The sequence below is a fragment of the Legionella donaldsonii genome (assembly GCF_900452385.1).
GTDB lineage: Bacteria > Pseudomonadota > Gammaproteobacteria > Legionellales > Legionellaceae > Tatlockia > Tatlockia donaldsonii.
In genome coordinates, this window is record NZ_UGOA01000001.1 from 1,073,953 (window position 1) to 1,098,005 (window position 24,053).

Sequence of the window (24,053 nt, forward strand, 5' to 3'; positions counted from 1 at the left end):
TTAATCAGCACGGCATTTAGCTTGCGCCAGCATAATATGCTGCGAAAGCAATTGTTCTTGCTCCGCATTTAAATCTTCGAATTGTACCGCTGTCCGGTATTGAGTTTCACTATGGTATTGACTGTAAACAACGACTGCATCCAGCACAACAGGAATCATCTTGGGTTTCGTGTAAATGACGACTTTCATGTGCGTTTTTTCTTTAACCCGATCTTTGGTTTTAAACGACATGCCACCTAAACTAATATTGACTTTACGCAGGTGAATTTTATCGCCAATTAAAAGATGACGGGCAAGGTAATCAATTTTGGCGTTGATTAAATTTAAATAATGGGCCAGTGCTGGTTCCTGCAATGCAAGCGATTGAGTGAGCTCGGCCAACTCATAATCCAGACTTTGGAAGTATTGGGTGGTTTCCAGGTAGCGTTTGCCGTTTTGCCCCAATAACTCCTCGGTGATTGATTTATCAGAACACACTTCTCCGCTGGTTATTATCTTGTAATCGAAATAAACCTGGTCCTCAATGCGGAAGTGCTGACGTCTTTCATGTACAGGCATAATCACTCCATAAAATCCGTTTTATAAGAAGTTTTAAGGCCTCTTGGAATGTTGGATTGATCTGGGTTGGTGGGTAGGCATTGTTTGCCTATCGGCACCTCTAGAAATCCGCACATTGCCGGCTCTTATGTTAACTATAGACACAGATTTAGAGTGTTAGTGAAAAAAATGATAAAGAAGAGCAAAATTTTTATCAAAATGAAGACTATTTTGACTGCTACAGGACTGACGAAACGAATCGGGGCAAGGTAAATTGGCTGATTAGAAAGGACGTTCTTATCCGCTAACTGGATGAATTACAATAAAATTTCAACGAGGCGATGGCCATGTTCCTGCAAAATTCCTTAACGATAACCGAGATATTTGCTTAACAAGACCAACACCGTTAAATGAAGGGGGTAATAAGCATAGAAGAAATAGGGGATACGGGGGAAGGCCAGATCGAGTTTGGTCGCAAGAAGAATTATCGGGAAGGAGGCTAAGGCCCAGTTATTACCATTAAACCGGGCAATAAACACGCAAAAAAATACCGAGGCAATTAAAGCGGTCAGAGAGGGTTTTTTGCAATAGAACCAGCAAGAAAGGCAGAAAGCAATTCCCTGCCAGTTATATTCTACAAAAACACCGCCAATGAAAAATAAGAACACCGCCAGAATGATATTATCCGCCCCTCCTTTTTCATAAAGAAACATACAGAGTGCGGCGATAAAAAAACTAAACATAATATTAAAGGGATAGATATGCTGCAAATATCGCATTGCCATATAGGCGGGAGTGGCCAGCAAACCAAACAGGATTAAGCGTTTGAAAGCACGGCCGTAAGTGCCGTGGGCCAGCGCTTCAGGGCGCGCCAGATTGTAAGCAAAAATAAAAGCAAATAAGGGCATGGCTAATCGGCCTATGCTCAATGCGGTATAACTGCTGGTGTTCCAAAAGATTCGATTGATGTGATCAATAGTCATGGCCAGCATGGCCAACCACTTCATGGCTTCCAACGTACCGCTGGTAATTTTAAGTGAAGGAAGTGGATAAAAAATTCTCATTCTTGTCTTTGTGTTCAACAATCGCTTTCCTGCTTTTTTTGTCAAATCAACTAGGGTCTGTAGACCGGTCTACTCGCCAGGCCGAACAGCCAGCGCAACGTCAGCAAAACCCTAAGGGTTGGTTACATTTCGCTGGGTTGCCTGCTTATGGCTTGGTCCGCGCATCGCAACACCAACATTAGAAATGGAAACAGCCCCAATTATTAACGTAGCTTGTCAGGAAATACAATAGACTTTCTCGAAAACCTGGCAGGGAGAAGACTTGTTTCGTCGATACGGTTGTTCGAATCCCCATAGACTTGATGTGCCACCAGGACCATTCTGGTCATAAGAAACCTGAATTAGTAGCCCACTCACGAAATGATAAAAAATTATTCATTATTCTCCTTTGCAAGCATCAGCGATGACTATAATAAAAGTGGAAGAGATTTCTTTTTTTAATGCGATTTAGGCTGTGTAACAAACATGACTCGAGCGGTTAAGGAGGACTATAGGACGCATCAGTTTGAATGGGCTGCTATTGCTGGGCATAAGGGTTTGAATATTGAGCTTATTGAAGCCACTTGTTACAGCAAGAAATGAAGAAGGAATAGTAATTTAAATTAGCTACCTTATTTTAGGATGAAACATGAGTGAACATTATACGGCAAAAATGTATTGTGGAGCCGAAGAAATTGCCCATAAATCTGGTGATGATATTGAGCAATTATATGTATGGCTTTTGGCTGTCGCTAATGGCCCGAACGGAGGGAATCACGGCGAGATTATTGATAACGAAACACAGCAAGTGGTTCGGCAATTTAAAAAGCGATCAGTAGAGTAGGCATCGATAGCGCAGTTATAAGAATCTAAGCAAGATCACTAAAGTTAACTCGTTCGCAGTTGCGATAGACTATCCACAAAATCTGTGGATAACCTTGTGTATTGCCTGATGATGGATAGTCAATAACAATGAAGAATCACTTATTAGGCCATTCACACTATATCAACACAGCCTAAATTTCACTACAATAGGTTTTTATCAAAATTAAACCAAGTATGTTTAAGCCACTACCACTTTTCATTGGGCTACGCTATACGCGGGCTAAAAAACGGAATCATTTTGTTTCCTTCATTTCTCTCAGCTCCATGCTTGGAATTGCTATTGGCGTTATGGTGCTTATTACCGTTTTATCAGTGATGAACGGGTTTGATGAAGAAATCCACAAGCGCTTTTTTAGTATGGCCCCGGAAATTACGGTTAGCGGCTCCAATGGTAAAATCAGTGATTGGCCCAATCTTGAGAAAGAGCTTAAAACATTTCCAGGTGTTAAGGCGATTGCACCCTATGTCGGCGGTCAGGGCTTGCTTACGCACGAGGGACAAGTTTTACCTATCGTATTAACCGGTGTTCTTCCCGATCAGGAAGAGGCAGTCACCCATCTTCAGGATAAATTACTGGCTGGTAATGTGGCTAACCTTAAAAATTTTGGCGTTATTCTTGGTCGTGGCCTGGCTGATAATCTGGGTGTTATGCTTGGAGACAAAGTCACTATTATGATTCCCCAGGCAACCGTGACGCCTGCGGGCATGATTCCACGTTTCAAACGTTTCACCGTGGTCGGGGTTTTTTCTGCTGGAACCGGGTTTAATTTTGATACGAAACTGGCTTTCATTAACCTGCAGGATGCCCAGAAATTGTTGCAACTGGGGAATGATGTCACTGGGCTGAAGATGAAAATAGATAATATTTACAAAGCGCCAGCCATGTCTGATCAATTAGCTGAGAAACTCGGTGAGGAATATCAGATCGGTAATTGGACCCGAGAGTTTGGTGCTTTTTTCCAGGCGGTGAAACTGGAAAAAACCATGATGTTTCTCATTTTATTATTAATTATTGCCGTAGCTGCTTTTAACCTTGTCTCTTCTCTGGTCATGGTCGTTAATGATAAGCAATCAGAAATTGCGATACTCAGGACTATTGGAGCGACTCCTTCCACCATCCTGTGGGTATTTATTGTCCAAGGCATGATGGTGGGATTTGTAGGGACCTTGTTAGGGCTTCTGGGGGGGCTTCTGTTGGCATCGAATGCAACGACGATTGTTAATGCCCTGCAATCCTTCTTCAATACACAAATCCTGTCTTCAAATATCTATTTTGTGGATTATCTCCCTTCAAAAATTATGTTCAGTGATTTGTGGCAAATATGTGCTATGGCGATGTTAATGAGCTTTGTTGCGACGATTTATCCAGCCTGGCGTGCCTCAAAAACGGTTATAGCGGAGGCCTTGCATTATGAGTAAAATAATTTTCGATTGCCAAAATCTGCGTAAAACCTATCATGATGGTACTGCCTCAGTCGACGTATTGAAGGGAATCAATTTTACTATTAATCATGGTGACAGAGTTGCGATTGTAGGACCCTCGGGTTCTGGTAAAAGTACGTTATTGCATTTATTGGGTGGTCTGGATAAACCGACTGCCGGCCAAGTCCTCATGCAGGATGTTGATTGGCAAACACTCTCTGAGAAACAGCGTTGTAAAGTGCGCAATCATCGTTTGGGTTTTGTTTATCAATTTCACCATTTATTACCTGAGTTTACTGCCTTGGAAAATGTGGCGATGCCTTTATTATTGGCGGGCAAAGCAATTGCTGGTGCTCAGGAAGAGGCAGAAATAATCCTGAAGCAGGTAGGGCTTGCCAAACGACTCAGTCATAAACCGTCGCAATTGTCTGGTGGTGAACGGCAACGCGTCGCAATTGCCAGAGCGTTGGTACATCAGCCACAATGTGTCTTGGCAGACGAGCCTACAGGCAATTTGGATCATGCGACTGCTACCCAGGTTTTTGATCTAATGCTGCAATTAAATGAGAAATTAAATACAGCTTTGATTATAGTAACACATGACATACAATTGGCGGGCAAGATGGATAAAATCATGACTATTCAAGATGGTTTTCTTGCTTAACTTTACTCATCGATAACGGCGCGAAGCGTTTTCAATTGAGTTTGTATTCAATGTTGTGGAGATAGTTGTAATGTCAACAGGAAATGTTCCAAATTCAAAAGTGGTCAACAAGGTACTAGAACGTGTTAAAGGGCAAGACCAGAGAAATAATACCCCTGTGACTGCAGCACAGTGGCCCGCTCAGGGCGGTTTGTTCGGGAGAGTCAATCGTCCTGCTCCTGACGACCAGGAGCCGGCGGCAGATGCACCGGCGGCGATCGTCAATAGAAGATAACGTTAGTAATCGGCATGCCCTGGTGTGCGTGGGAAGGGAATAACGTCACGAACGTTACCAACCCCGGTCACATAGCTCACCAGGCGCTCAAAGCCCAAGCCAAACCCCGCATGGGGCACTGTGCCATAGCGGCGAAGATCCCGATACCATTGATAGTGCTCTTTATTGAGATTACATTCTTCCATGCGCTTATCAAGAATATCCAATCGTTCTTCACGCTGGCTTCCACCAATAATTTCTCCGATGCCAGGCGCTAACACGTCCATTGCTGCGACTGTACGTTCATCGTCATTCAGACGCATATAAAAACCCTTAATTTCTTGTGGGTAATTAGTAAGAATGACCGGCTTCTTACAAAGTTCTTCGGCAAGATAACGCTCATGTTCTGATTGCAGATCAAGCCCCCAGCTAACCGGGTATTCAAAGTTGCGATCTGCTTTTTCCAAGGCAACTATTGCATCGGTATAAGTCATGATTTCGAAATCAGATTGAACAATATGTTCCAGACGCTCAATACAACCGGGTGCTACGAATTGATTAAAGAAATCCATGTCATCCTGGCGTTCATCAAGGACGGTTTTACACAAATAACGCAGCATCTCCTGGCTGAGTCCGCAAATATCATGCAGGGTAGCGAACGCTATTTCAGGCTCTATCATCCAGAATTCGGCTAAATGGCGGCTGGTGTTTGAATTTTCTGCACGGAAAGTAGGGCCAAAGGTATAAACTTTTGACATCGCCAAACAGTAAGCTTCAACGTTTAACTGTCCAGAAACCGTTAAAAAAGCTTCGTGGCCAAAAAAATCTTTCGTAAAATCAACCTGGCCTTGCGCTGTTTTAGGCAAGTTAAGTAAATCTAGCGTACTGACGCGAAACATTTCGCCAGCGCCTTCACAATCACTGGTGGTAATAATAGGCGTGTGGATCCAAAAATAGCCGCGTTGGCGGAAGAACTGATGGATTGCCTGGGCTAAACAGTCGCGAATACGGGTTACAGCGCTGATGGTGTTAGTCCGTGGGCGCAAGTGCGCGACTTCACGTAAAAATTCAAGCGTATGCCGTTTGGCCTGAATCGGGTAGCTGTCAGGATTTTCTACCCAACCAACGACTTCAACCTGTTCGGCCTGGATTTCAAAAGACTGGCCTTTACCTTGCGACACAACTAATTTGCCAGTGACAATGATCGAACAGCCAGCAGTCAGTTTCAGAATTTCATGTTGGTAGTTTGCAATCGTGTCGCTGACAACAACTTGAATTCCGGCAAAGCAAGAGCCATCATGCAAATTGATAAACGATAAACCTGCTTTTGAGTCACGTCGTGTTTTTACCCAGCCGCGGACAGTGAGTGTTTCATCAACACTGACTTCCCCATCCAGGCATTGTTTTATTGCATATACCTCTGTCATGATGTACTCCGAAAACATAAAATAGTCATTAGATTTGTTTACTGCAGACAGCTGCTATTGTAATGTCCGCGCCTCAGGCACTTGCAAGCGAGCGCAATTTCAACAAACCTGGTTGCATCCCGCTATACTAAAGAGCAAGGTAAGCAACAATAAAAACTCGATAATACACTAAATGAAAACAATGGGGGAACCTATGTTGCGAGGAGTTGTACTGTTTTTACTATTTTCATGGCCATTTTACCTCGTTGCCCAAGATACAGAATTAAAATTTTATCGTCCTTTTGGTGAGGTCAATCAGCAAGTGCCGTTGGTAGTTAAAGAAGAAGTGAAAGGCCAATGTTGGCAACAATCAGCACGCATCAAAAGAGAAGATGCCTGGCGTTGTGTCGTGGGGGATAAAACCTATGATCCCTGTTTTGTTAAACAATTTGGTTCGTATACACAGGCTTTATGCCCTCAATCGCCATGGATAGGGGATAGTGTGCAAATCGATCTGCCTGCTGCAGTGGATAATAGCCAGCATATGGAATTGAATATGGCAGAGACTTTTCCCTGGGCTCTTGAGCTAACAACGGGAGAAAAATGCCAGGCTGTGGATGAGGGCGATTTTTTTGATGGTTTACCAGTACGTTATCACTGTGATAGTCAAACCGTATTACTCGGTCATATCCAGCGTTGCAAAGCCAGTTGGAGTATCTTGCAGCGTACGCCATCCGGGGTGTCCACCGCCTGGGTGGCAAAGGCATGGTTTTAAATGGTATTCTGATGGGGTTAAATTCGGGGGTGTTTGGATTTGCCGGGATAGTAGAAAAGATAAATACCCTATAATGAAGAGGTAACCACTGTTTATGGAGTGAACTATGTTTACAGCGCTGTTCCATTCTCTTATTTTCTCTCAAATTTTAGGTCTGTATTTTATTATTGTGGCTATCATTATGATGATTAGAATTGATTTTTATCGTCATTTTATAATGAATTTGAAAGCAGGCAGTGGTGTTATTATTTTGGCTGCATCCTTTTCTTTGATAGTGGGATTAATGTTAGTTGTTGTGCATAATATCTGGGTTTTAGAGCCGCAGGTTATCATTACCCTGCTAGGTTGGCTGTTGGTTATCCTGGCAGTACTATGGCTTTCAATACCGGAAAAAATGACGCACTTCAGTCGATTGGTCTACAGTGGGAAAGGCTATTATGTGCTTGTTCTTTTCACGCTGTTTATTGGTATCCTGTTACTTACCAAAGGATTTTACCATTATATATAACGCTATCCCTTTACGTTAGCGAGAGAGATTAGCCTTCCTGTTTCATCCCCTCACTCATAAGGGGCGGCATCCCTGAATGGCGTCAGGCTAAGGCAATGGGCATTGATCTCATTAATAATCGGGTAATTAGCCATCGAAAAACCGAAACGATTGGCGTTATAGACTTGGGGAATAAGGCAAATATCTGCCATGCTCACTTCATTACCATAACAGAGTTGAGTTTTGTGGGGGATTGCTTGTAATCGCGCCTCTAAAGCATCGAAACCAAGTTTTAACCAATGATGATACCAATCCTGGATTTGTTGCTCATCCGCTTGAAATTGTTCGCGCAAGCGCGTTAGCACGCGTAAATTATTCAGTGGATGCATATCACAGGCAACAGTTAATGCCAGGCTTCTGACTTGCGCTCGACCTAAAGGATGCTGTGGTAAGAGCGGCGGTGCGGGATTCATTTCATCTAAATACTCAATAATGGCTAAGGATTGACTGATAATATGCCCATTTTCATCTAAGGTGGGGACCAGCCCCTGTGGGTTCAGTTGTAAATAATCAGGATGTCGTTGTTCACCGCCATGATTAATCAAATGCACAGCCAGTGTTTCATAACTAATATTCTTAATATTTAAAGCAATACGTACGCGATAACTGGCAGTGGATCGATAATAATCATAGAGTTTCATTGTTCTGGCCCTTTGTAACGAGTGACGGTTTGCTCAATAGCCCCAAAGAGGGACTGCCCTTGTTGATTCAGCATTTCGATACGAATCGTATCGCCATATTGCATAAAGGGGGTGTGTGCTTTGCCTTCGGCAATTATTTCAAGCATACGCTTTTCGGCAATACAGGAAGACCCTTTACTGCGATCCACATTGGAAACAGTTCCAGAGCCGATAATTGTTCCAGCAGCCAAATACCTTGTTTTTGCGGCATGAGCAATTAACTCCGGGAAGGAAAACGTCATATCAACACCGGCATCAGGTTGACCAAATAATTGCTTATTAAGATGGCTGAGCAAGGGTAAATGAACACGCTGGCCATCCCAATGCTGCCCTAATTCATCAGGCGTAATGGCTACCGGAGAAAAACTGCTGGCAGGCTTTGACTGAAAAAAACCGAAGCCTTTGTTTAATTCACCAGGAATGAGGTTACGTAGAGAAACGTCATTAACCAGCATAAGCAATTTGATGTGTTTGGCCGCCTGTTTAGGGTCTACGCCCATGGGAACATCATCGGTAATCACGGCCACCTCCGCTTCAAAATCAACGCCATAGGCTTCATCAGCGACTAATATGGGGCCTGTTGGATCAAGAAAACTGTCGGAACCTCCCTGGTACATCAGGGGGTTGGTCCAAAAATCGGCAGGCATTTCTGCCCCCCTGGCTTTCCTTACCAACTCCACATGATTGACATAAGCACTGCCGTCAGCCCATTGATAAGCCCGAGGCAATGGGGAGGCAAAGTCATCCGGGTTAAAAGCGAAAGCCGAATGACTCTGTCCTTCATTAAGCGCCTGATAGATGTCCTGCAGAGGTTTTTCCACCGCCGGCCAGTGTTCTATGGCAGACTGCAGGGTTTTAGCAATATGACCAACTTGAATTGCCTGGGTCAATGCTTGATTAACAACACATAATTCCCCGTCGCGACAATGGGCTGTTCTTAAGCTGGCTAATTTCATAATAGTCTCTCAATGGGTTTCTTGTAAGGTGCCTCTTTTAATTTGATCGCGCTCGATGGCCTCAAACAAGGCTTGGAAATTACCCTCGCCAAAACCCTGGTTACCACGACGTTGAATAATTTCAAAAAACACAGGTCCAAAGATATTTTCGGTGAAAATCTGCAGTAATAAGCCTGCTTTGGCATCTTTTTCACCATCAATCAAAATGCGTTCTTGCTGCAACTTTGCCAAAGGTTCTTTATGCCAGGGAATGCGGTGATCGACCATTTCATAATAGGTATCGGGAACATCAAGAAAAGCCACGCCATGCTCTCTCAAGGTATGGACTGTCGCATAAATGTCTTCTGTATTAAGGGCGATATGTTGAATGCCTTCGCCACGGAATTCATGCAAGAATTCTTCAATCTGTGATTGATCGTCTTTGGACTCATTTAAAGGAATTTTAATTTTGCCGCAGGGGCTGCCTAACGCTCTACTAATAAGGCCGGTCATCTGTCCTTTAATATTAAAAAAACGAATTTCGCGGAAATTAAAAATCGATTCGTAGAAATGGGCCCATTTATCCATATTACCGCGATAAACATTATGGGTTAAATGATCGATAAAGGTTAAACCACACCCATGAATGGCTTGGGTCACGATTGGTTTGTGTTGCCACTCATCAGCAAAAGGATGGTGTTGCTCATCCACAAAATAAATCACGCTACCGCCAATCGCCTGAATAGCAGGCAAATGATGATCGGCATGTTTGCAATCCTGGAATGGGGTCGCACCATGTTTTAGGGCGTAGGCATAGGCTGCCTGCACATCGTGCACGCGAAAGCCCATGGCACAGGCGCCAGCTCCATGAGTGGCGGCATGCTCTTGTGCCTGACAATCACTGGCAGCATTGACTATAAATTGAATTTGTCCTTGCTGATAAAGCGTAATGTCCTGATTTTTATGGGTAGCAACAATTTCGAAACCCATTTCACTAAATTGTTTATGTAAAAAGGTTTTATCAGGACCGGAGAATTCTAAAAAAGCAAAACCGTTTAATCCACAGGGATTGTTGGTACTATTTTCATTCATTGCCTAACTCCTTGTTAGTCTATAGTCCATCCAGAACTAAGGACGTGGTTTGACTAAAAATAATCCGTCAGCAATCGCTAACAAACTGATATACACGCGGTCATCTTGTTTTAAAAATTCATTAAGCCGGCGAATTTCGCGGGTTTGTCCCCCGGTTTCTTGTTTATCGATTACTTTACCATCCCAAAAAATGTTGTCTATGGCGATGAGGCCTTGAGGGCTAACTAATTGAAGCGCCAGTTCATAATAATTCAGGTAATTGGTTTTATCCGCATCAATAAAAATAAAATCAAAACTATGGGCATGGCCTTGCTGTAGTAACTCCTGCAATGAATTTAAGGCCGGCCCCAAGCGCAATTCTATTTTTTTATCCTGTTTGGCTTCATGCCAGAAAGGAAAGGCTTTTGCTGTCCATTCGGCATTAATATCACAGGTGATGACCTGCCCGTCATCTGGTAAGGCCAATGCCATCGCCAAGGCACTGTATCCGGTGAAAGTGCCCAGCTCAAGTACTTTACGGGCATTAATCATGCGCAATAAAAACTGCATAAATTGGGCTTGTTCAGGCGACACTTGCATATTGGCAAGCGGTAGTTTTGCTGTTTCCTCCCGCAATGCGTGCATGACTGGATGTTCCCGTAAAGAAACATCCAGCATGTAATCATACAGAGCAGGGGTTAGACTTAAATGCTTCATCAATAAACCTTCTCTCTAAACCATAACCTCTGAGCCAGAGGTTATCGGTTTTAAGGGAATTAAGCCAGTTTCTCCTGGGCTAAGGTATCTGCTATTTCGCTGGTAGGACGATTTTCCTGTTGTGAACGAGTAAAAATCTGTAGCAACGCTGTACCAATACCATCAATTTGTTGGTTAACCTGATGTTCCGGGGTATGTAAATATTTACTGGCTGCAAAGATTAATCCGCCGGCATTAATGACATAATCGGTCGCATAGAGAATACCTTTATCATGCAACAGTTGGCCATGATAGCTATGGGCCAATTGATTGTTCGCAGCACCAGCAACAATAGGGGTTTGCAATTGGTTGATAGTGGTGTCATTGATGATAGCGCCCAGGGCACAAGGTGCGAAGACATCACAAGGTACTTTATGGATACTTTCAGTGGGAACTGCAACAGCACCGAATTCACGTACGGCAAGTTCAACAGCCGCGCTGTTAACATCGGCTACCGTTAATTGGACGCCTAATTCATGTAAATGCCCTGCTAACAGATAACCAACATGCCCTAAACCCTGGATAGCAACGTGCAAACCATTGAGATGGTTTTTACCTAACTTGAATTCTACTGCAGCCTGAATCCCTCTTAATATGCCTTTGGCAGTAGAAGGGGACGGATCGCCATTATGGCTTGACAAACTGGCGACATAAGGGGTGTGTTGAGCAATAATATCCATGTCACTTAATACTGTTCCACTGTCCAAAGCTGTGATATACCGTCCACCCAACTGGTTAACAAATCGACCAAAAGAATGCATATAAGCTTCGCGATCGAACGGTTTAGCCGGTTTGATAATCACCGCTTTTCCGCCACCCAATGGGAGGTTAACCGAGGCGGCTTTATAGCTCATTCCTCTTGCCAGGCGCATCGCATCAAGGATGGCACTTTCCGTATTGGGATATTCAATAAAGCGACAGCCACCCAGCGCAGGGCCAAGTTTGGTATTATTAATAGCAACAATCGCTTTCATGCCCGTTTCACTATCCACTTTAAAATGTATATCACCAAATCCGTGTGAAAGTGCGTAATCAAGAAAATCACCTTGCTCGGTGACAAGTGATTCATTTTTTTTCATTGTGTCAACGGACATCATTTTTAAAAACTCCCTTGGTATTCTCGTGCACATGTTATAGACCGATTTGAATTCTAAATCAATGGAAGTTAGCGTTATAAACGAATTGGAAGCAGTCCATGCATGGTGTACACTGGTTTCAGGACTTAAATTTCGGAGACATGAATGAAAAGACTAGCTGGGATGCTTGCTTTGACATTGGCTGGTGATTTGTCCTATGCCATCACACCGCCGAAGATGATGTTGGATAAGGTCATGTATCAGGTGTCTGCTAAACAATGGGTGACCACCAAGACAGCCTTGTTGACGGTTAATATCAATGCCACGTTAACGAATGCGGATTTGGTTAAAGCCCGTGCTGAAATCATGTCTAACCTGGCTAAAATTGCTGGGGGAGAATGGCATTTAACGCAGTTTGATCGCTCTCAGGATAGCTCTGGTCTGGAAAAACTCTATGTGGCTGCGCAGGCTCGCGTACCACAGGCAAGTTTGACTGATATTTACAAAAACGCCAAAAATGTGAGTAAGCCTGGTGCAACTTATGACATCGGCGCTGTGGAATTTAAACCCAGTCTGGAAGAAATTCAGCAAATTAAAGCGCAGTTGCGTCAGCGCTTGTATGAAGAAGTAAAAACAGAAGTAGGGCAACTCAATAAGGTTTATCCTAATCAGAATTACAGCCTTAATCGCTTAATTTTCCTGGACGGTGAGGTCGCAACACCACAGCCTCGGGCTTATAAGGAAGCGAATACCATGTTTACCGCGGCAGTTGCTGCCCCTGCGCCTGCACTGACCGTCAGCAATGAATTGGTAATGAGTGCACTGGTGGAGTTGGCGTCCAATAGACAAGAGGGTAATACAGTTGCAAACACAAGTAATTGAGAGGGTAATTGGCCATCGCGGCGCGGCAGCGTATGCTCCGGAAAATACCCTGGCTTCCTTTGATAAAGCCTTAGCCTTAGGTTGTCGCTATGTTGAGTTTGACGTTATGTTAAGCGCGGATGGCGAACCTTTTGTTTTCCATGATGAAAGCCTTAAGCGAACCACCAATGGTAAAGGGGATTTGGGTCGAGTCGAGGCAGAGTATTTACAATCGCTCGATGCAGGCCGCTGGTTTTCCAGCAGTTATTCTGGCGAAAAGATTCCGCATTTTCGTGATGTGTTGCAATGGTTAACGTTTACTGATGTCAAAGCCAATATTGAAATAAAACCTTATCCTGGCAGTGCTGAGCAAACAACGGCTGTTGTTCTGGCTCATATCCATCGCTACTGGCCCCGCGGTAAACCCTTACCGCTGGTATCCAGTTTTGAATTGTCCGCATTGACTCTATGCCGTACACTCGCCCCGGAAATGCCTTTGGGTTTACTTTTAGATGAGTGGGATAAAAACTGGTTAAAAAAAGCCAAAGACCTGCAATGTTATTCTGTGCATGTTAATAAACGGGCTCTTAGCGCTGCTCGAGTCAAGCAGATTAAAGAGCAAGGTTATGTCTTGTTTGTTTATACGGTGAATCGCAAAAAGGTGGCAAACAAGCTTTTCGATTGGGGTGTTGATGCGGTGTTTAGCGATTATCCTGATCTCCTGTCATGCCGCTAGATTTCTTACGAAGCTCTACTGCAGTGTTGTATTGCTTCGTTGGCAGCGTGTTCGAATCGTCATGGGCTCATAGGTCAATGCCGGTTATGTGCTCTATTTTCCCCTGCCCAACGCCTAAGGCAGTGCGTTTCAAAAGACGTTTATTAAGTCTCTTCTCCGTATTATTTTTTTTAATTCCCTTCAGTAGTTCAGCAAAAACCGACCTGGTGATGTGGTACTCACTTGCCGGGCATTTGGGTGCTGAAGTGAAGCGTTTGGCAACGGATTTTAATCATAGCCAAAATGATTACACGGTAAAGCTGGTTTACAAAGGAGAATACATCGAGGCGATCACAAGTTTTGCGGCGGCTTTTCGCGCTAAACAACCGCCAGCCATCGTACAAGTTTTTGAGGTGGGTACCGCGACCATGCTTTATCCATCAGGCATTATCAAGCCTGTGGATGAGCTGATGCAGGAACAAGGGTTTAATCTCCCCAAAGACCATTTTCTACCGGCGTTGCGTGCTTTTTACAGTGAAGAAAACCGCTTGCTGGCGATGCCATTTAATACCTCTATTCCGGTTATATTCTACAATGCCGATGCTTTGGCGAAAGCGGGCTATTCCGTGTTTCCAGAGACTTGGGATGAGATGGAAGTTCTGGCTGCGGCATTAAGGAAGGCTGGTTATGCCTGTGCTTATACAACCGCGTATCCTGCCTGGGTGCAAATAGAATCCTTTTCTGCTATTCATGGTTTGCCAATGCTTGATGCAGAACGAGCGGTAGTGAGTTATAACAATCCAGCGATTATCAGGCATCTTGAGCGATTAAAGAAATGGCAGCAAAAGCATTATTTTGAATATGGTGGGCGTACCAGTGACGCAACCGTTTTATTTACCAGTGGCAGATGTCCTTTATTCAGCCAGTCATCGGGTGCTTATAATAGTTTATCCGAATTGGTCAGTTTTCGTTTAGGGGTAGCTGCGCTACCACTGGATACACAAGTTAGTTCAAGACGCTACAATAATGTGACAGGGGGGGCTGCTTTGTGGGCAGTTGCAGGCCAGAAAGCAGAGGTTTATCGGGGTATTGCTGCATTTTTTGCTTATATTGCCCAACCTAATGTACAGCAGCACTGGCATCAAGAAACGGGTTATTTACCGTTGGGAATTAGTGGTGTTTATGCCGGGTTGGCACAAGAAAGCCAACATCCTGTGCTTAGGCTTGCCCAGGCTGATTTAATGGGGCAACAGGCTAAACAGGCAAGAGTTAATTTTGGTCCCCAGAATCAAATTCGGGCTATTAATGATGAGGCCTTGGAAGCCATCTTTTCTGGCATAAAAACCCCTGCTGAAGCGGTTCGAGACGCTGAAAAACACGCTAATTACGCGCTGATGCGCTTTGTACGCATTACGAAGGAATAACGCTCGCTCTGTCAGCCTCAATGTGCTTCAACGAGAACAAGCGTTGGTTGCAAATTAAAAACTGGGCTTGTAGTAAGCCGGATTATCAGGAAAAATTTCACCTGCTTCCATTTGTTCTTCAAGTGTCGGGAGGGGCAGTGGATAATTGAGAGCGTGTTTTCTTTCATTAATAGCTTGCCTCAGTGTTTGTTGGTCTTGCTGAAGGCTGTTTTGTATCTCTGCAAGGTAGTCATTAATAAATTTAACCTGCGTTGGTGTCAGTTTTTCGTTCTTAAACTGCAAGAGAATATTACGCTCCAAACTAACATGGAGTTGTACATAGTTAGTCCATGTTCGCTCTATTCCACGCATAATAATCTCCCTGCGCGGATCGTAATGCCCTACGGAGGCTAAAAATTTTTCAAAGAAAGGCACAATTGCGGTGTTCCAAAGATTATTGAATGACGCAAAATGTTGTTCAAATAATTCGTTTTTCATGGAGGTAACTCGGCAATTGGAAGGGGGCAGATAATAACAAAAATCAAAAAAAGATCAAATTGGCATTTATTTGATTATCATTTTTATCTTCAGGATGCCAGCCTAGTAGGGGGAATTCGAGTTTTTATTCAAAACTGATACTATGATAGATGGCATTGTCAGGAAAAATTTGATTAGCCTCGATCTGTTCTTCAAGAATCGGCATAGGTAGTGGATTATTGAGTTGCCTTTTCCTTGCTTGCACAATTTGGTTAAAGGTCTGTTTATCGTCTGTAAGACTTTTTTTCATGAAAGTAACCAGTTCATTATAGCGTGCCTTTTGTTGAGGGCTTAATTCATCTTCTACCACTTTTAATTCCGTATAAATTTTTTCTGCTAGATTTCGATGCAGATAAGCATAGTGAGTCCATCCTTGCTCTACATATCTAAAAATCATGGGACTGCGTGGATCGCAGGTTTTAATATAGTCCAGGAAATTATTGTAGTAAGGAACGATTATTTTATTCCATTCGTTTGCGCATTCATCAAATTTTTGGTCGAATAATTCATCACTGTACATCGTTGGTTTTCCGTTACTAATGAAAAAAGCGCCTATGGTAACAAGAAATAAAAAAAGTGCACATGCATTTTATTGGTTAAAAATAGTTGGTGAGGGTTTTTGATTGGCAGTGCTTAGAGATTGTTTGCCGGTCGTTTGCCCAGCTAAAATGGCAATCTTATTGAGGGCATTGCCCTGGAGCAGGAGGAGGAAATAATGCGCAATTATTTATGGAAAATTAAAAAAATCATTTTATCCATGTTGGGTCATAAAACGGTTGGCGCAAGGGCTTTGGTTATTAATGACGACAAGGTGTTATTAGTTAAACATAGTTATACGCCCGGCTGGTATACCATTGGCGGCGCAGTGGAAAAAGGGGAAACACCGGTAGAAGCGGTTCAACGAGAACTCCTTGAAGAGGTGGGCGTGAAGTGTTTAACTTTGCCCAAATTATTCAGTGTTTACCATAATCATCGAGAAAGAAGAGATGACTATGTCGTGTTTTATCTCGTCGATAAATTTGAAAAAAAATGGGTTAGTTCGGCCGAAATTTTGGATGCGCAATGGTTTGAACTACAGGCACTTCCGCACGACATTTCGCCTGCTACGCAGCGTAGAATTGACGAATATATTGGGACTCGCAAAGTGGACGAGCGCTGGTAAGTTTAGATTGTTGGCTTTCCGGCGCAGGATCAAGTCGTCCTTTTCCGGGAAAGGACACCAAGTCTGTCCCGTGCCCAACCCGGTTCTTAACCGTTTTCGATTACTTTCTTAACACTCTGTTAATAATTTACAGTTTATAATGCTCCCTTATTCGTAGAAACACGATAGGAAAGCTGTATGCCTATTACCGTCACTATTCCTCGTCCTCCTGTTACTATTCTCGTTTTGAGAGGGGATGGTATCAAAGGAGTGGGTTATGTGGGTGCCTTACAAGTTCTCAACGAAAAAAAGGTAATACCCAATTTAACGACTGTGGCCGGAAGTTCGGCCGGTGCGATCACCGCGATGCTGATAGCGCTGGGATATAGTCAACAAGAAATTGAAGAGGAGTTGAGGACCCTGGATTTCAGTCGATTCATGGATCATCCTAATACCTTTCTTAATCGTGTTACCGGGGGTGTTTTTTCTGGATTGAAAGGGCTTTTGGGCTACAAACACGGGTTTTATCAGGGAGAAATATTACGCCAGTGGTTGGAAGAGAAAGTAGAAGCAAAACTCGGTAAAAAGAACGCCACTTTCCAGGATCTGCAAAATGCAATTAAAACTAATCAGGAAGAACAAAATTTAAAGAAAAAAAATCAGTTTAAAGAATTAATTGTTACCGGAACCAATTTGCAAACTGAAAAAACGGATATTTTTTCTGCGGCGACAACACCTGACTTGCCCATCGCCCACTCAGTACGAATTTCCTCGTCAATTCCTGCTTTTTTTGAAACAGTTTATATTAATAAGAAAACCGGTCAGGTTGAGCACGACATGACTGCTGAAAAAGCAAAAGATCCCAACTATGTCCCTTATGTGGATGGTGGGCTATTAGATAATTTTCCTATCGAATACTTGTCCGATGAGCGATATGCTTCCTTATATGAAATAAATAATGGCATTAATCCCAGTGTGTTGGGGTTACGGATTGATAGTTCTTTTGAAACCAATGCTATTTGGAACAAAACTTCGAAAAAATCCCAGGAATGGGATTTGTGGCGCTGGTTGCAGGCTGTTATCTCAAGTCCAATGGAAGATACGCACAAATTGGATAAATATGGGTTTCAGATTATTTCAAGTAATGATCTGAATATTAGTGGTACTGATTTTGCGCTGAGTAAAGAAGGTAAAGAACGCTTGATTCAAAAAGCAAAAGAAGCCACTGCCGCCTATTATGACAATTATATTGAAGGCAGTGCTTATGAAATACTGACTTTCAAGACCAAAGAAGAGCTGGAATATCACTATAATGCTGCGAAAAATGAATTAACCTATCTTGAAGGCTTAAAATCATTTCGCTCTCTGAAACCAGATGAAGAACGAAGAGCCAGCTATTTAAATGACATTTTAATCCCTGCTTATAACAAAACATTGGATACTTTGGTTGATTCTGAGAAAGAAGCCTTTTCAGGAGACTTGGCGCCTTTGGGCAAAGAGCAATCTTTTGTGCCAGAGACCCCCAAGGCCGCCCCTGTATCATTAAAGCAACTTCCTACTTTTTTCCAACCTCTTCAGGCCAAAGCAGTATCGCTTGTTGAACTGGAGAGAAGCGAGGTTGTCTCCGCAGCGCCAGCGGCGTAGGTCGGGCCAGAAGCCTACTCTCCGGATGTCTAAACCCGTTTTCAGTTTGGCTCGGGAGTAAATACCTTGATTACGCTACACTCCATCAAGGCTACGGACGACTGACTGGTTGATGGTAGCCTGGGTGCAAGCCGCAGGCTGTAACCCGGGATTTTCTACTATTACAATAGAGGCTGCATAAACACACTTAAATCCGGTCTTTCCCGCATGCGGTATTAATAACAATAGTAGCCTTGATGGAGTGTAGCGTAATCAAGGTATTTATTTAGCTTAATTCTTTAATTAATATTCTCCAATCCAACCTATCAAAGGAAGATAGCATGGTGAATTATCGGAGAAGTTTCATTCCCGGAGGCACTTTTTTCTTTACAGTGACACTGAGAAATAGAAAATCATGCCTCTTGGTAGATCACATTAATTTATTGAAAGACGCCGTTCAAACGGTTAAAGGGCAACATCCTTTTCTGACCAAAGCCTATGTGGTTTTACCTGACCATCTTCATATAATTTGGCTGTTGCCCCCAGGGGATTCGGATTACTCTCAACGGTGGAAAAAAATTAAGGCTCTGTTTTCAAAATCAATCCATAAATCGGTTTTACCCTTAATGAGAACAAGACACAATGAGTATTGTCTTTGGCAGCGTCGGTTTTGGGAGCATGCTATTAACGATGAAACAGATTTTGAAAATCACGTCAATTATATTCATTACAATCCCATTAAACATGGCTTAGTGGAGTCTTTGCATCATTGGCCTTATTCCTCGTTTCATTATTATGTACGTAGTGGGCGATTATCTAAAAATTGGGCTAACTCGATCCCTGAGCCAATAGAGAAGTTTGGGTTTGGGGAATAAATACCTTGATTACGCTATGCTCCATCAAGGCTACTGACGACTGACTAGTTGATGAGTAGCCTGGGTGCAAGCCGCAGGCTGTAACCCGGGATTTTCCGCTATTACAATAGTAAATACCTTGATTACGCTATGCTCCATCAAGGCTACTGACGACTGACTGGTTGATGAGTAGCCTGGGTGCAAGCCGCAGGCTGTAACCCGGGATTTTCCGCTATTACAATAGTAAATCCCTTGATTACGCTACGCTCCATCAAGGCTACTGAATGACTGGTTGATAGGTAGCCTGGGTGCAAGCCGCAGGCTGTAACCCGGGATTTCCACTATTACAATAGTAAATACCTTGATTACGCTACGCTGCATCAAGGCTACTGACTACTGACTGGTTGATGAGTAGCCTGGGTGCAAGCCGCAGGCTGTAACCCGGGATTTTCCGCTATTACAATAGTAAATCCCTTGATTACGCTACGCTACATCAAGGCTACTGACTGACTGGTTGATGAGTAGACTGGGTGCAAGCCGCAGGCTGTAACCCGGGATTTTCCGCTATTACAATAGTAAATATCTTGATTACGCTACGCTGCATCAAGGCTACTGACGACTGACTGGTTGATGGGTAGCCTGGGTGCAAGCCGCAGGCTGTAACCCGGGATTTTCCACTATTACAATAGTAAATACCTTGATTACGCTACGCTGCATCAAGGCTACTGACTACTGACTGGTTGATAAGTAGCCTGGGTGCAAGCCGCAGGCTGTAACCCGGGATTTACTACTATTACAATAGAGGCTGCATAAACGCACTTAAATCCGGTCTTTCCCGCATGCGATATTGATAAACAGCATAAAAGGCAATGACGTTCTTCAAGTAATTGCGTGTTTCATGCCAGGGAAGGGTTTCAATCCAGATATCGATTTGTTTGGGTGGATGGTTTCTAAGCCAATAATTCACTCGACTAGGACCAGCATTATAGGCTGCCGCGATTAACACGGGATGTCTATTAAAACGATTGGCTAATTGTTTTAAATAGGCAACACCAATGTTGATATTTTTTTGAAATAAAAACAGCTGATCTTTATCGCCATAAGCAATTTTTTCGCGTTTTGCTACCACCTTTGCGGTAGCAGGCATCACTTGCATTAGACCTCGGGCACCCGCTGGTGAAATGACATCCCGACGAAAACCGCTTTCCTGCCGAATAATGGCATAGATAAATTCACGGGGAATTTGGTAATTTTTAGCATATTGGCTAATAGTGGGTTGATACGCCAAGGGAAAGCGTAACACCAATTGATTATTTAACTCGTCGGTATTGCTTAAATAAACTGATTTACCATGCCACTGCAAATTAGTTGCGATCCAATATATCAGGGCACTCTTATCCTCTTTGGGGAGTTCGCTCATAAAATCATTGAGGAGCCTCGCGGCTTGTAACTCCTGTTTGGATTGATAGAGGTATTTAATATTATCTGTAATGGGTTGGTAGGGTTTTAAGATAGCCATATTGGATATTGGCGGCTCATTTTCAAAGCTTGGAGCCTGATTTAACCGCAGGCTGGCAAGGAAACCATAGTAATTCCTTGATTTTGCAACGGACTTATAGAGCGCTTGGGCTTGATCTTTTTTCCCTCTGGCTTCCAGGGCGCGGGCCAACCAATATTGCCAGCAAGGTTTATCTTTGTCAGGCGAATGATTGATTAGGTACTCCACTTTAGACCATTGCTGGCGCTTAAGCGCGTAACGGATTTGCCAATCAAGCAGAACGTCGTTGTAATAAGCCGGGTTTATTTTGTTAAACCAGTATTGCGTATCTTCATGATTACGCATCGCTTTATAAAGTGCCAAATGCGCAAGAAAAGCTTGTTGTTGCGGTTTGGTCAATAATTTTTTAGTTTTGATATGTTGCCAATATTTAATGGCTTGATCCATGTTAATGGATACCAGCCTCTTTAAACCATAAAGATAGAAATAATCGTGCAACTCACCAATCTCAAGCTGAGTAATACGGGACGGACTCTGGTAAATAGCGGCCAGTAATTGTTCGTCTTTGAGACGAGGCTGTTTATATTGTTTCAGTAAATAGCGGGCTAAAGGCAGATTGCGCTTGTCGAGTGCCAGGATAATTCGCTGAGTAATCAGTGTTTCATCAAAACTGTCGCTTTTCACCAGCAGGTTAAATAGCTCATTGCAAGCAGAGGGTTGAGAGCTTCCTGATAGCCATAAAGGCTTAGTCGCTTCCAGAGCCTCTTGGGTTTTTCCTTCATAATAGGTTGCCAGGAGGTTATAACACTGCAGATTAATATCGTTTGAGTTTTGATAATGCTTAAGGTAATTGGGCCAATCTTTTTGATGGGCTAAGTGGTATAGCCATCTTTCACGTAATCTTTTGGCAAGTGGTGTATCGCTGTCAATAAATGCATAAAAATCGGGACCCGGCTGTACAGGCAAGTTTTGGCTCCACTGTGTATAAGCCATAAACCGGTTTAAATACGCCTCACCCGATAAAGCATGAATTACCGCTGATGAATACATCAGGATTAAAAAAAATAATACTTTTTTCATAAGCTCTCAGTTACCACAATTGAGGATCCTTTCAAATGGTCCGATCCCTGTTGAGTTGCCTTATTGCTACAACCCAAGTTAAGAGAATATAAACGTTGCTATAGAATCATTATAGTTAAATTGATGCTAACTGAGTACGCATGGCTGTAATCGTTGTTGCATAATCACCACTGGAGAATATAGCAGAACCAGCAACAAATTGGGTAGCTCCCGCTTGTGCTATACGGGCAATATTTTCTGTGCTGACGCCGCCATCAACACAAATAGGGAGTGTGGGATAGTGTTGTTTTATCAGACTGATTTTATTAATTATTTCCGGAATCAAGGCTTGTCCGCCAAAACCAGGATTAACGGTCATGACCAGAATAAAATCGAGGCGATGGATACACCAGGTCAGGCAATCCAGTGAAGTCGCTGGATTGAGTACCAGACCTGCCTCACAACCTTGCTGCTGGATAAGTTGCAAGCTGCGATCGAGATGGATTGTCGCATCAGGATGAATACTAATTCGTTTGGCACCCGCTTTGGCAAATTGGACAATCAGATCGTCAACCGGTTTTGCCATCAAGTGCACATCAATCGGAACACTGGGAAAACGATGATGCAAAGCCTGGCAAATAGGGGGGCCAAAGGTAAGATTAGGGACGTAATGGTTATCCATGACATCAAAATGAATCATATCGGCACCGGCCTGCATGACTGCAGTGACTTCTTCGCCAAAACGGGTCATATCGGCTGAAAGCAATGAGGGTGCAATAAGGTAGGTCATTATAGGCCCTAAACAAAATAGAAGACATTATAGCAGGCATTCAATGGTGATTTGAATGCCTGCCAGACTAAGACCCTAAGCTTCACTGAACGTGTAGTTAAAAAACAAATTCAGCGTATGAACCTGGAACCGTGTGTCAAATGCACTGATTGTCCTTGTCGACATATAACGATAGTCGAGTCCGAAAGACGTCTCATCACTGTAGAAATAACTTAAACCAAGAATGATTTGCCCAACAGGGGTATTGGTACTTGTTTTCCCGCCCGTGATGAAAAATTCATTGGATGGTTGGGTTACTGTAGGGTTAGCGATACCGTAGAAATTAAGTTGACTTGAAATATGCGCATAACCGATCCCTAGACCAATGTAAGGGACAAAACTTGGATCATCATCTTCGTCGTAAATGTCATAGTAGCCATTAATCATCGCGCCACCGAAACTCGTATTGCCTTTAATTTGTATTCCGGGTGTCCCGCCCGAGGTAGCAAAAGGAGCCAGTGAGTTCACAACAAAAGCATTGAAGGGTACGAAATGTCGTTTAAAGGACAAGCCATCGACAGTCAGTCTGGTAACAGGGTTGTAATCGAAAAATAATTCCCCTTCAACGCGGAAATAACAGATCCGATAGCCAATCTGGCCACCGCCGCCGCCACCAATACTGTAAGCGAGTTGTGTGCCTGCGAGATCAGAAACGACTCCCCTTGGACGAGGATGCGTGCCGGCATTGATTCTGGGAGCATAAGACACTATCCCCGTTGCACCAGCGTACCAACCTTCAGCCGGAACTGCTGAAAACACAGACCAACTAGCTAGCAATAAACCGGCGAAGCCAATATGACGTAATTGTTTCATGTGCGCTATCCTTATTTATAACTGCTTTGATCAAAGCGGTAGGTGACTCCAATGCTGGCTATGTGGATCTGGACGACTTTACCAAGGTGATCGGCACGATCAGTTCCAACATAACGGTAGGCAATGTCAGCAGAATAATTTTCAGCAAAATTATACATTAGGCCGGCAGTAGCCTGATAAGCAAAAACATTATCCGAGCGTTTGAAACGGGTTCTAAAAGGGGCTTCACTGTCCAGTTCAGATTGAACCCAGCCGTAACCTAAACCAGCACCTAGAAAGGGTGCGATACTAGGAACCATTTCTGGGAAATCATAATAGACATTGGCCATGCCTAAAGCCGCATTGAATTGCCCATCAATGCCGAGCTGTCTTATACCCATCACTTGAAAATGGCCAAGATCGGCATGAACATAAGTAAACTCGGCTTCATAACGCAACGGAGTGCTTTTAAAGCCAACGCGGCCACCTGCATTATATCCGCCATTATAGGAGGCGCGTGTACGAGTCCAGCCATAATAGCTATTGCTGATATTATCGGGTACATAGCTGTAGCCACCGAAAACGCTTGAATACCAGCCATCAACAGGCGCCGCTGCTGCTGCAAGGCCGGAAGCCAGTAATGCGGCAGAAAAAAGTGCAATTCTCATGACATACCTTGTTATTTTTATTA

25 protein-coding genes are annotated in these 24,053 nt (G+C 43.4%); 11 read left to right on the forward strand and 14 right to left on the reverse strand.

Annotation, left to right across the window (positions count from 1 at the left end):
• Together DYC89_RS05085 and DYC89_RS05090 are read right to left on the reverse strand one after the other, a co-directional pair.
• Nucleotides 1-558: a PilZ domain-containing protein gene (locus DYC89_RS05085; protein ID WP_115220788.1), complete on the reverse strand. Its 558-nt coding sequence runs from the start codon at nt 556-558 to the stop codon at nt 1-3.
• 344 nt (nt 559-902) lie between these two features.
• On the reverse strand, nt 903-1,601 hold the full coding sequence (locus DYC89_RS05090; protein ID WP_115220789.1) for a TraX family protein: 699 nt from the start codon (nt 1,599-1,601) through the stop codon (nt 903-905).
• Nucleotides 1,602-2,229: 628 nt separating this feature from the next.
• On the opposite strand from DYC89_RS05090, the gene DYC89_RS05095 reads away from it, so the two are divergent.
• The 3 genes from DYC89_RS05095 to lolD all read left to right on the forward strand — a co-directional run bounded on the left by DYC89_RS05095 (nt 2,230) and on the right by lolD (nt 4,551).
• Entirely contained in the window at nt 2,230-2,424 is a 195-nt protein-coding gene (locus DYC89_RS05095; RefSeq protein ID WP_115220790.1) for a hypothetical protein, read from the forward strand.
• A gap of 215 nt (nt 2,425-2,639) precedes the next feature.
• Complete coding sequence (locus DYC89_RS05100; RefSeq protein WP_115220791.1) at nt 2,640-3,884, forward strand: lipoprotein-releasing ABC transporter permease subunit; 1,245 nt, start codon at nt 2,640-2,642, stop codon at nt 3,882-3,884.
• Complete coding sequence (lolD, locus tag DYC89_RS05105; protein WP_115220792.1) at nt 3,877-4,551, forward strand: lipoprotein-releasing ABC transporter ATP-binding protein LolD; 675 nt, start codon at nt 3,877-3,879, stop codon at nt 4,549-4,551. The genes DYC89_RS05100 and lolD overlap by 8 nt, the downstream gene beginning before the upstream one ends.
• Nucleotides 4,552-4,827: 276 nt before the next feature.
• Here lolD and asnS read toward each other — a convergent pair whose 3' ends face one another.
• On the reverse strand, nt 4,828-6,231 hold the full coding sequence (gene asnS, locus DYC89_RS05115) for an asparagine--tRNA ligase (protein WP_115220794.1): 1,404 nt from the start codon (nt 6,229-6,231) through the stop codon (nt 4,828-4,830).
• Between the two features lie 193 nt (nt 6,232-6,424).
• Between asnS and DYC89_RS05120 the strand changes: the two genes are divergently transcribed.
• Both DYC89_RS05120 and DYC89_RS05125 read left to right on the forward strand, forming a co-directional pair.
• Entirely contained in the window at nt 6,425-6,985 is a 561-nt protein-coding gene (locus tag DYC89_RS05120; RefSeq protein ID WP_115222660.1) for a hypothetical protein, read from the forward strand.
• Nucleotides 6,986-7,091: 106 nt separating this feature from the next.
• Nucleotides 7,092-7,493 (forward strand): hypothetical protein, encoded by a 402-nt coding sequence (locus DYC89_RS05125; RefSeq protein WP_115220795.1) that lies wholly within the window; start codon nt 7,092-7,094, stop codon nt 7,491-7,493.
• 50 nt (nt 7,494-7,543) lie between these two features.
• Here DYC89_RS05125 and maiA read toward each other — a convergent pair whose 3' ends face one another.
• Genes maiA through DYC89_RS05150 form a run of 5 tightly spaced genes read right to left on the reverse strand, consistent with a single transcriptional unit; the run spans nt 7,544 to nt 12,071 of the window.
• Nucleotides 7,544-8,173 carry a maleylacetoacetate isomerase gene (gene maiA / locus DYC89_RS05130; protein WP_115220796.1) on the reverse strand — a complete coding sequence of 210 codons (630 nt, stop codon included), beginning with the start codon at nt 8,171-8,173 and terminating at the stop codon, nt 7,544-7,546.
• Nucleotides 8,170-9,168, reverse strand: coding sequence for a fumarylacetoacetate hydrolase family protein (locus DYC89_RS05135; protein ID WP_115220797.1), 999 nt, complete (start codon nt 9,166-9,168; stop codon nt 8,170-8,172). The genes maiA and DYC89_RS05135 overlap by 4 nt, the downstream gene beginning before the upstream one ends.
• A gap of 9 nt (nt 9,169-9,177) precedes the next feature.
• Nucleotides 9,178-10,239, reverse strand: coding sequence for a 4-hydroxyphenylpyruvate dioxygenase (gene hppD / locus DYC89_RS05140; protein WP_115220798.1), 1,062 nt, complete (start codon nt 10,237-10,239; stop codon nt 9,178-9,180).
• Between the two features lie 36 nt (nt 10,240-10,275).
• On the reverse strand, nt 10,276-10,935 hold the full coding sequence (locus DYC89_RS05145) for a class I SAM-dependent methyltransferase (RefSeq protein WP_115220799.1): 660 nt from the start codon (nt 10,933-10,935) through the stop codon (nt 10,276-10,278).
• Between the two features lie 59 nt (nt 10,936-10,994).
• On the reverse strand, nt 10,995-12,071 hold the full coding sequence (locus DYC89_RS05150; RefSeq protein ID WP_115220800.1) for a Leu/Phe/Val dehydrogenase: 1,077 nt from the start codon (nt 12,069-12,071) through the stop codon (nt 10,995-10,997).
• Nucleotides 12,072-12,215: 144 nt separating this feature from the next.
• Between DYC89_RS05150 and DYC89_RS05155 the strand changes: the two genes are divergently transcribed.
• From DYC89_RS05155 to DYC89_RS05165, 3 genes are all read left to right on the forward strand, one after another.
• Nucleotides 12,216-12,932 carry a hypothetical protein gene (locus tag DYC89_RS05155; protein WP_115220801.1) on the forward strand — a complete coding sequence of 239 codons (717 nt, stop codon included), beginning with the start codon at nt 12,216-12,218 and terminating at the stop codon, nt 12,930-12,932.
• On the forward strand, nt 12,913-13,647 hold the full coding sequence (gene ugpQ / locus DYC89_RS05160) for a glycerophosphodiester phosphodiesterase (RefSeq protein ID WP_115220802.1): 735 nt from the start codon (nt 12,913-12,915) through the stop codon (nt 13,645-13,647). The genes DYC89_RS05155 and ugpQ overlap by 20 nt, the downstream gene beginning before the upstream one ends.
• Nucleotides 13,648-13,733: 86 nt before the next feature.
• On the forward strand, nt 13,734-15,050 hold the full coding sequence (locus tag DYC89_RS05165; RefSeq protein ID WP_115222661.1) for an extracellular solute-binding protein: 1,317 nt from the start codon (nt 13,734-13,736) through the stop codon (nt 15,048-15,050).
• A gap of 54 nt (nt 15,051-15,104) precedes the next feature.
• Here DYC89_RS05165 and DYC89_RS05170 read toward each other — a convergent pair whose 3' ends face one another.
• Together DYC89_RS05170 and DYC89_RS05175 are read right to left on the reverse strand one after the other, a co-directional pair.
• Nucleotides 15,105-15,527, reverse strand: coding sequence for a hypothetical protein (locus DYC89_RS05170; RefSeq protein WP_115220803.1), 423 nt, complete (start codon nt 15,525-15,527; stop codon nt 15,105-15,107).
• A gap of 124 nt (nt 15,528-15,651) precedes the next feature.
• Nucleotides 15,652-16,086, reverse strand: a complete 435-nt coding sequence (locus tag DYC89_RS05175) for a hypothetical protein (RefSeq protein ID WP_115220804.1) — start codon at nt 16,084-16,086, stop codon at nt 15,652-15,654.
• A 195-nt stretch (nt 16,087-16,281) separates the two neighbouring features.
• Between DYC89_RS05175 and DYC89_RS05180 the strand changes: the two genes are divergently transcribed.
• From DYC89_RS05180 to DYC89_RS05190, 3 genes are all read left to right on the forward strand, one after another.
• Nucleotides 16,282-16,728 (forward strand): NUDIX domain-containing protein, encoded by a 447-nt coding sequence (locus tag DYC89_RS05180; RefSeq protein WP_115220805.1) that lies wholly within the window; start codon nt 16,282-16,284, stop codon nt 16,726-16,728.
• A gap of 177 nt (nt 16,729-16,905) precedes the next feature.
• A complete protein-coding gene (locus DYC89_RS05185) occupies nt 16,906-18,351 on the forward strand; it encodes a patatin-like phospholipase family protein (protein WP_115220806.1) in 1,446 nt (481 codons plus the stop codon).
• A gap of 320 nt (nt 18,352-18,671) precedes the next feature.
• A complete protein-coding gene (locus DYC89_RS05190) occupies nt 18,672-19,205 on the forward strand; it encodes an REP-associated tyrosine transposase (protein ID WP_115220807.1) in 534 nt (177 codons plus the stop codon).
• A gap of 772 nt (nt 19,206-19,977) precedes the next feature.
• On the opposite strand, the gene DYC89_RS05195 is transcribed toward DYC89_RS05190, so the two are convergent.
• The 4 genes from DYC89_RS05195 to DYC89_RS05210 all read right to left on the reverse strand — a co-directional run bounded on the left by DYC89_RS05195 (nt 19,978) and on the right by DYC89_RS05210 (nt 24,030).
• Nucleotides 19,978-21,762, reverse strand: a complete 1,785-nt coding sequence (locus DYC89_RS05195) for a lytic transglycosylase domain-containing protein (protein ID WP_115220808.1) — start codon at nt 21,760-21,762, stop codon at nt 19,978-19,980.
• 115 nt (nt 21,763-21,877) lie between these two features.
• Entirely contained in the window at nt 21,878-22,531 is a 654-nt protein-coding gene (gene rpe / locus DYC89_RS05200; protein WP_115220809.1) for a ribulose-phosphate 3-epimerase, read from the reverse strand.
• A gap of 75 nt (nt 22,532-22,606) precedes the next feature.
• Nucleotides 22,607-23,383 (reverse strand): outer membrane protein, encoded by a 777-nt coding sequence (locus tag DYC89_RS05205; protein WP_115220810.1) that lies wholly within the window; start codon nt 23,381-23,383, stop codon nt 22,607-22,609.
• Between the two features lie 11 nt (nt 23,384-23,394).
• On the reverse strand, nt 23,395-24,030 hold the full coding sequence (locus DYC89_RS05210) for an outer membrane protein (RefSeq protein WP_115220811.1): 636 nt from the start codon (nt 24,028-24,030) through the stop codon (nt 23,395-23,397).
• Between the last annotated feature and the right edge of the window lie 23 nt (nt 24,031-24,053).

Coding starts and splice junctions, on each gene's coding strand:
- DYC89_RS05085 (WP_115220788.1), bottom strand. CDS start 558: ATGCCTGTACATGAAAGACGTCAGCACTTCCGCATTGAGGACCAGGTT.
- DYC89_RS05090 (WP_115220789.1), bottom strand. CDS start 1,601: ATGAGAATTTTTTATCCACTTCCTTCACTTAAAATTACCAGCGGTACG.
- DYC89_RS05095 (WP_115220790.1), top strand. CDS start 2,230: ATGAGTGAACATTATACGGCAAAAATGTATTGTGGAGCCGAAGAAATT.
- DYC89_RS05100 (WP_115220791.1), top strand. CDS start 2,640: ATGTTTAAGCCACTACCACTTTTCATTGGGCTACGCTATACGCGGGCT.
- lolD (WP_115220792.1), top strand. CDS start 3,877: ATGAGTAAAATAATTTTCGATTGCCAAAATCTGCGTAAAACCTATCAT.
- asnS (WP_115220794.1), bottom strand. CDS start 6,231: ATGACAGAGGTATATGCAATAAAACAATGCCTGGATGGGGAAGTCAGT.
- DYC89_RS05120 (WP_115222660.1), top strand. CDS start 6,425: ATGTTGCGAGGAGTTGTACTGTTTTTACTATTTTCATGGCCATTTTAC.
- DYC89_RS05125 (WP_115220795.1), top strand. CDS start 7,092: ATGTTTACAGCGCTGTTCCATTCTCTTATTTTCTCTCAAATTTTAGGT.
- maiA (WP_115220796.1), bottom strand. CDS start 8,173: ATGAAACTCTATGATTATTATCGATCCACTGCCAGTTATCGCGTACGT.
- DYC89_RS05135 (WP_115220797.1), bottom strand. CDS start 9,168: ATGAAATTAGCCAGCTTAAGAACAGCCCATTGTCGCGACGGGGAATTA.
- hppD (WP_115220798.1), bottom strand. CDS start 10,239: ATGAATGAAAATAGTACCAACAATCCCTGTGGATTAAACGGTTTTGCT.
- DYC89_RS05145 (WP_115220799.1), bottom strand. CDS start 10,935: ATGAAGCATTTAAGTCTAACCCCTGCTCTGTATGATTACATGCTGGAT.
- DYC89_RS05150 (WP_115220800.1), bottom strand. CDS start 12,071: ATGATGTCCGTTGACACAATGAAAAAAAATGAATCACTTGTCACCGAG.
- DYC89_RS05155 (WP_115220801.1), top strand. CDS start 12,216: ATGAAAAGACTAGCTGGGATGCTTGCTTTGACATTGGCTGGTGATTTG.
- DYC89_RS05165 (WP_115222661.1), top strand. CDS start 13,734: ATGTGCTCTATTTTCCCCTGCCCAACGCCTAAGGCAGTGCGTTTCAAA.
- DYC89_RS05170 (WP_115220803.1), bottom strand. CDS start 15,527: ATGAAAAACGAATTATTTGAACAACATTTTGCGTCATTCAATAATCTT.
- DYC89_RS05175 (WP_115220804.1), bottom strand. CDS start 16,086: ATGTACAGTGATGAATTATTCGACCAAAAATTTGATGAATGCGCAAAC.
- DYC89_RS05180 (WP_115220805.1), top strand. CDS start 16,282: ATGCGCAATTATTTATGGAAAATTAAAAAAATCATTTTATCCATGTTG.
- DYC89_RS05185 (WP_115220806.1), top strand. CDS start 16,906: ATGCCTATTACCGTCACTATTCCTCGTCCTCCTGTTACTATTCTCGTT.
- DYC89_RS05190 (WP_115220807.1), top strand. CDS start 18,672: ATGGTGAATTATCGGAGAAGTTTCATTCCCGGAGGCACTTTTTTCTTT.
- DYC89_RS05195 (WP_115220808.1), bottom strand. CDS start 21,762: ATGAAAAAAGTATTATTTTTTTTAATCCTGATGTATTCATCAGCGGTA.
- rpe (WP_115220809.1), bottom strand. CDS start 22,531: ATGACCTACCTTATTGCACCCTCATTGCTTTCAGCCGATATGACCCGT.
- DYC89_RS05205 (WP_115220810.1), bottom strand. CDS start 23,383: ATGAAACAATTACGTCATATTGGCTTCGCCGGTTTATTGCTAGCTAGT.
- DYC89_RS05210 (WP_115220811.1), bottom strand. CDS start 24,030: ATGAGAATTGCACTTTTTTCTGCCGCATTACTGGCTTCCGGCCTTGCA.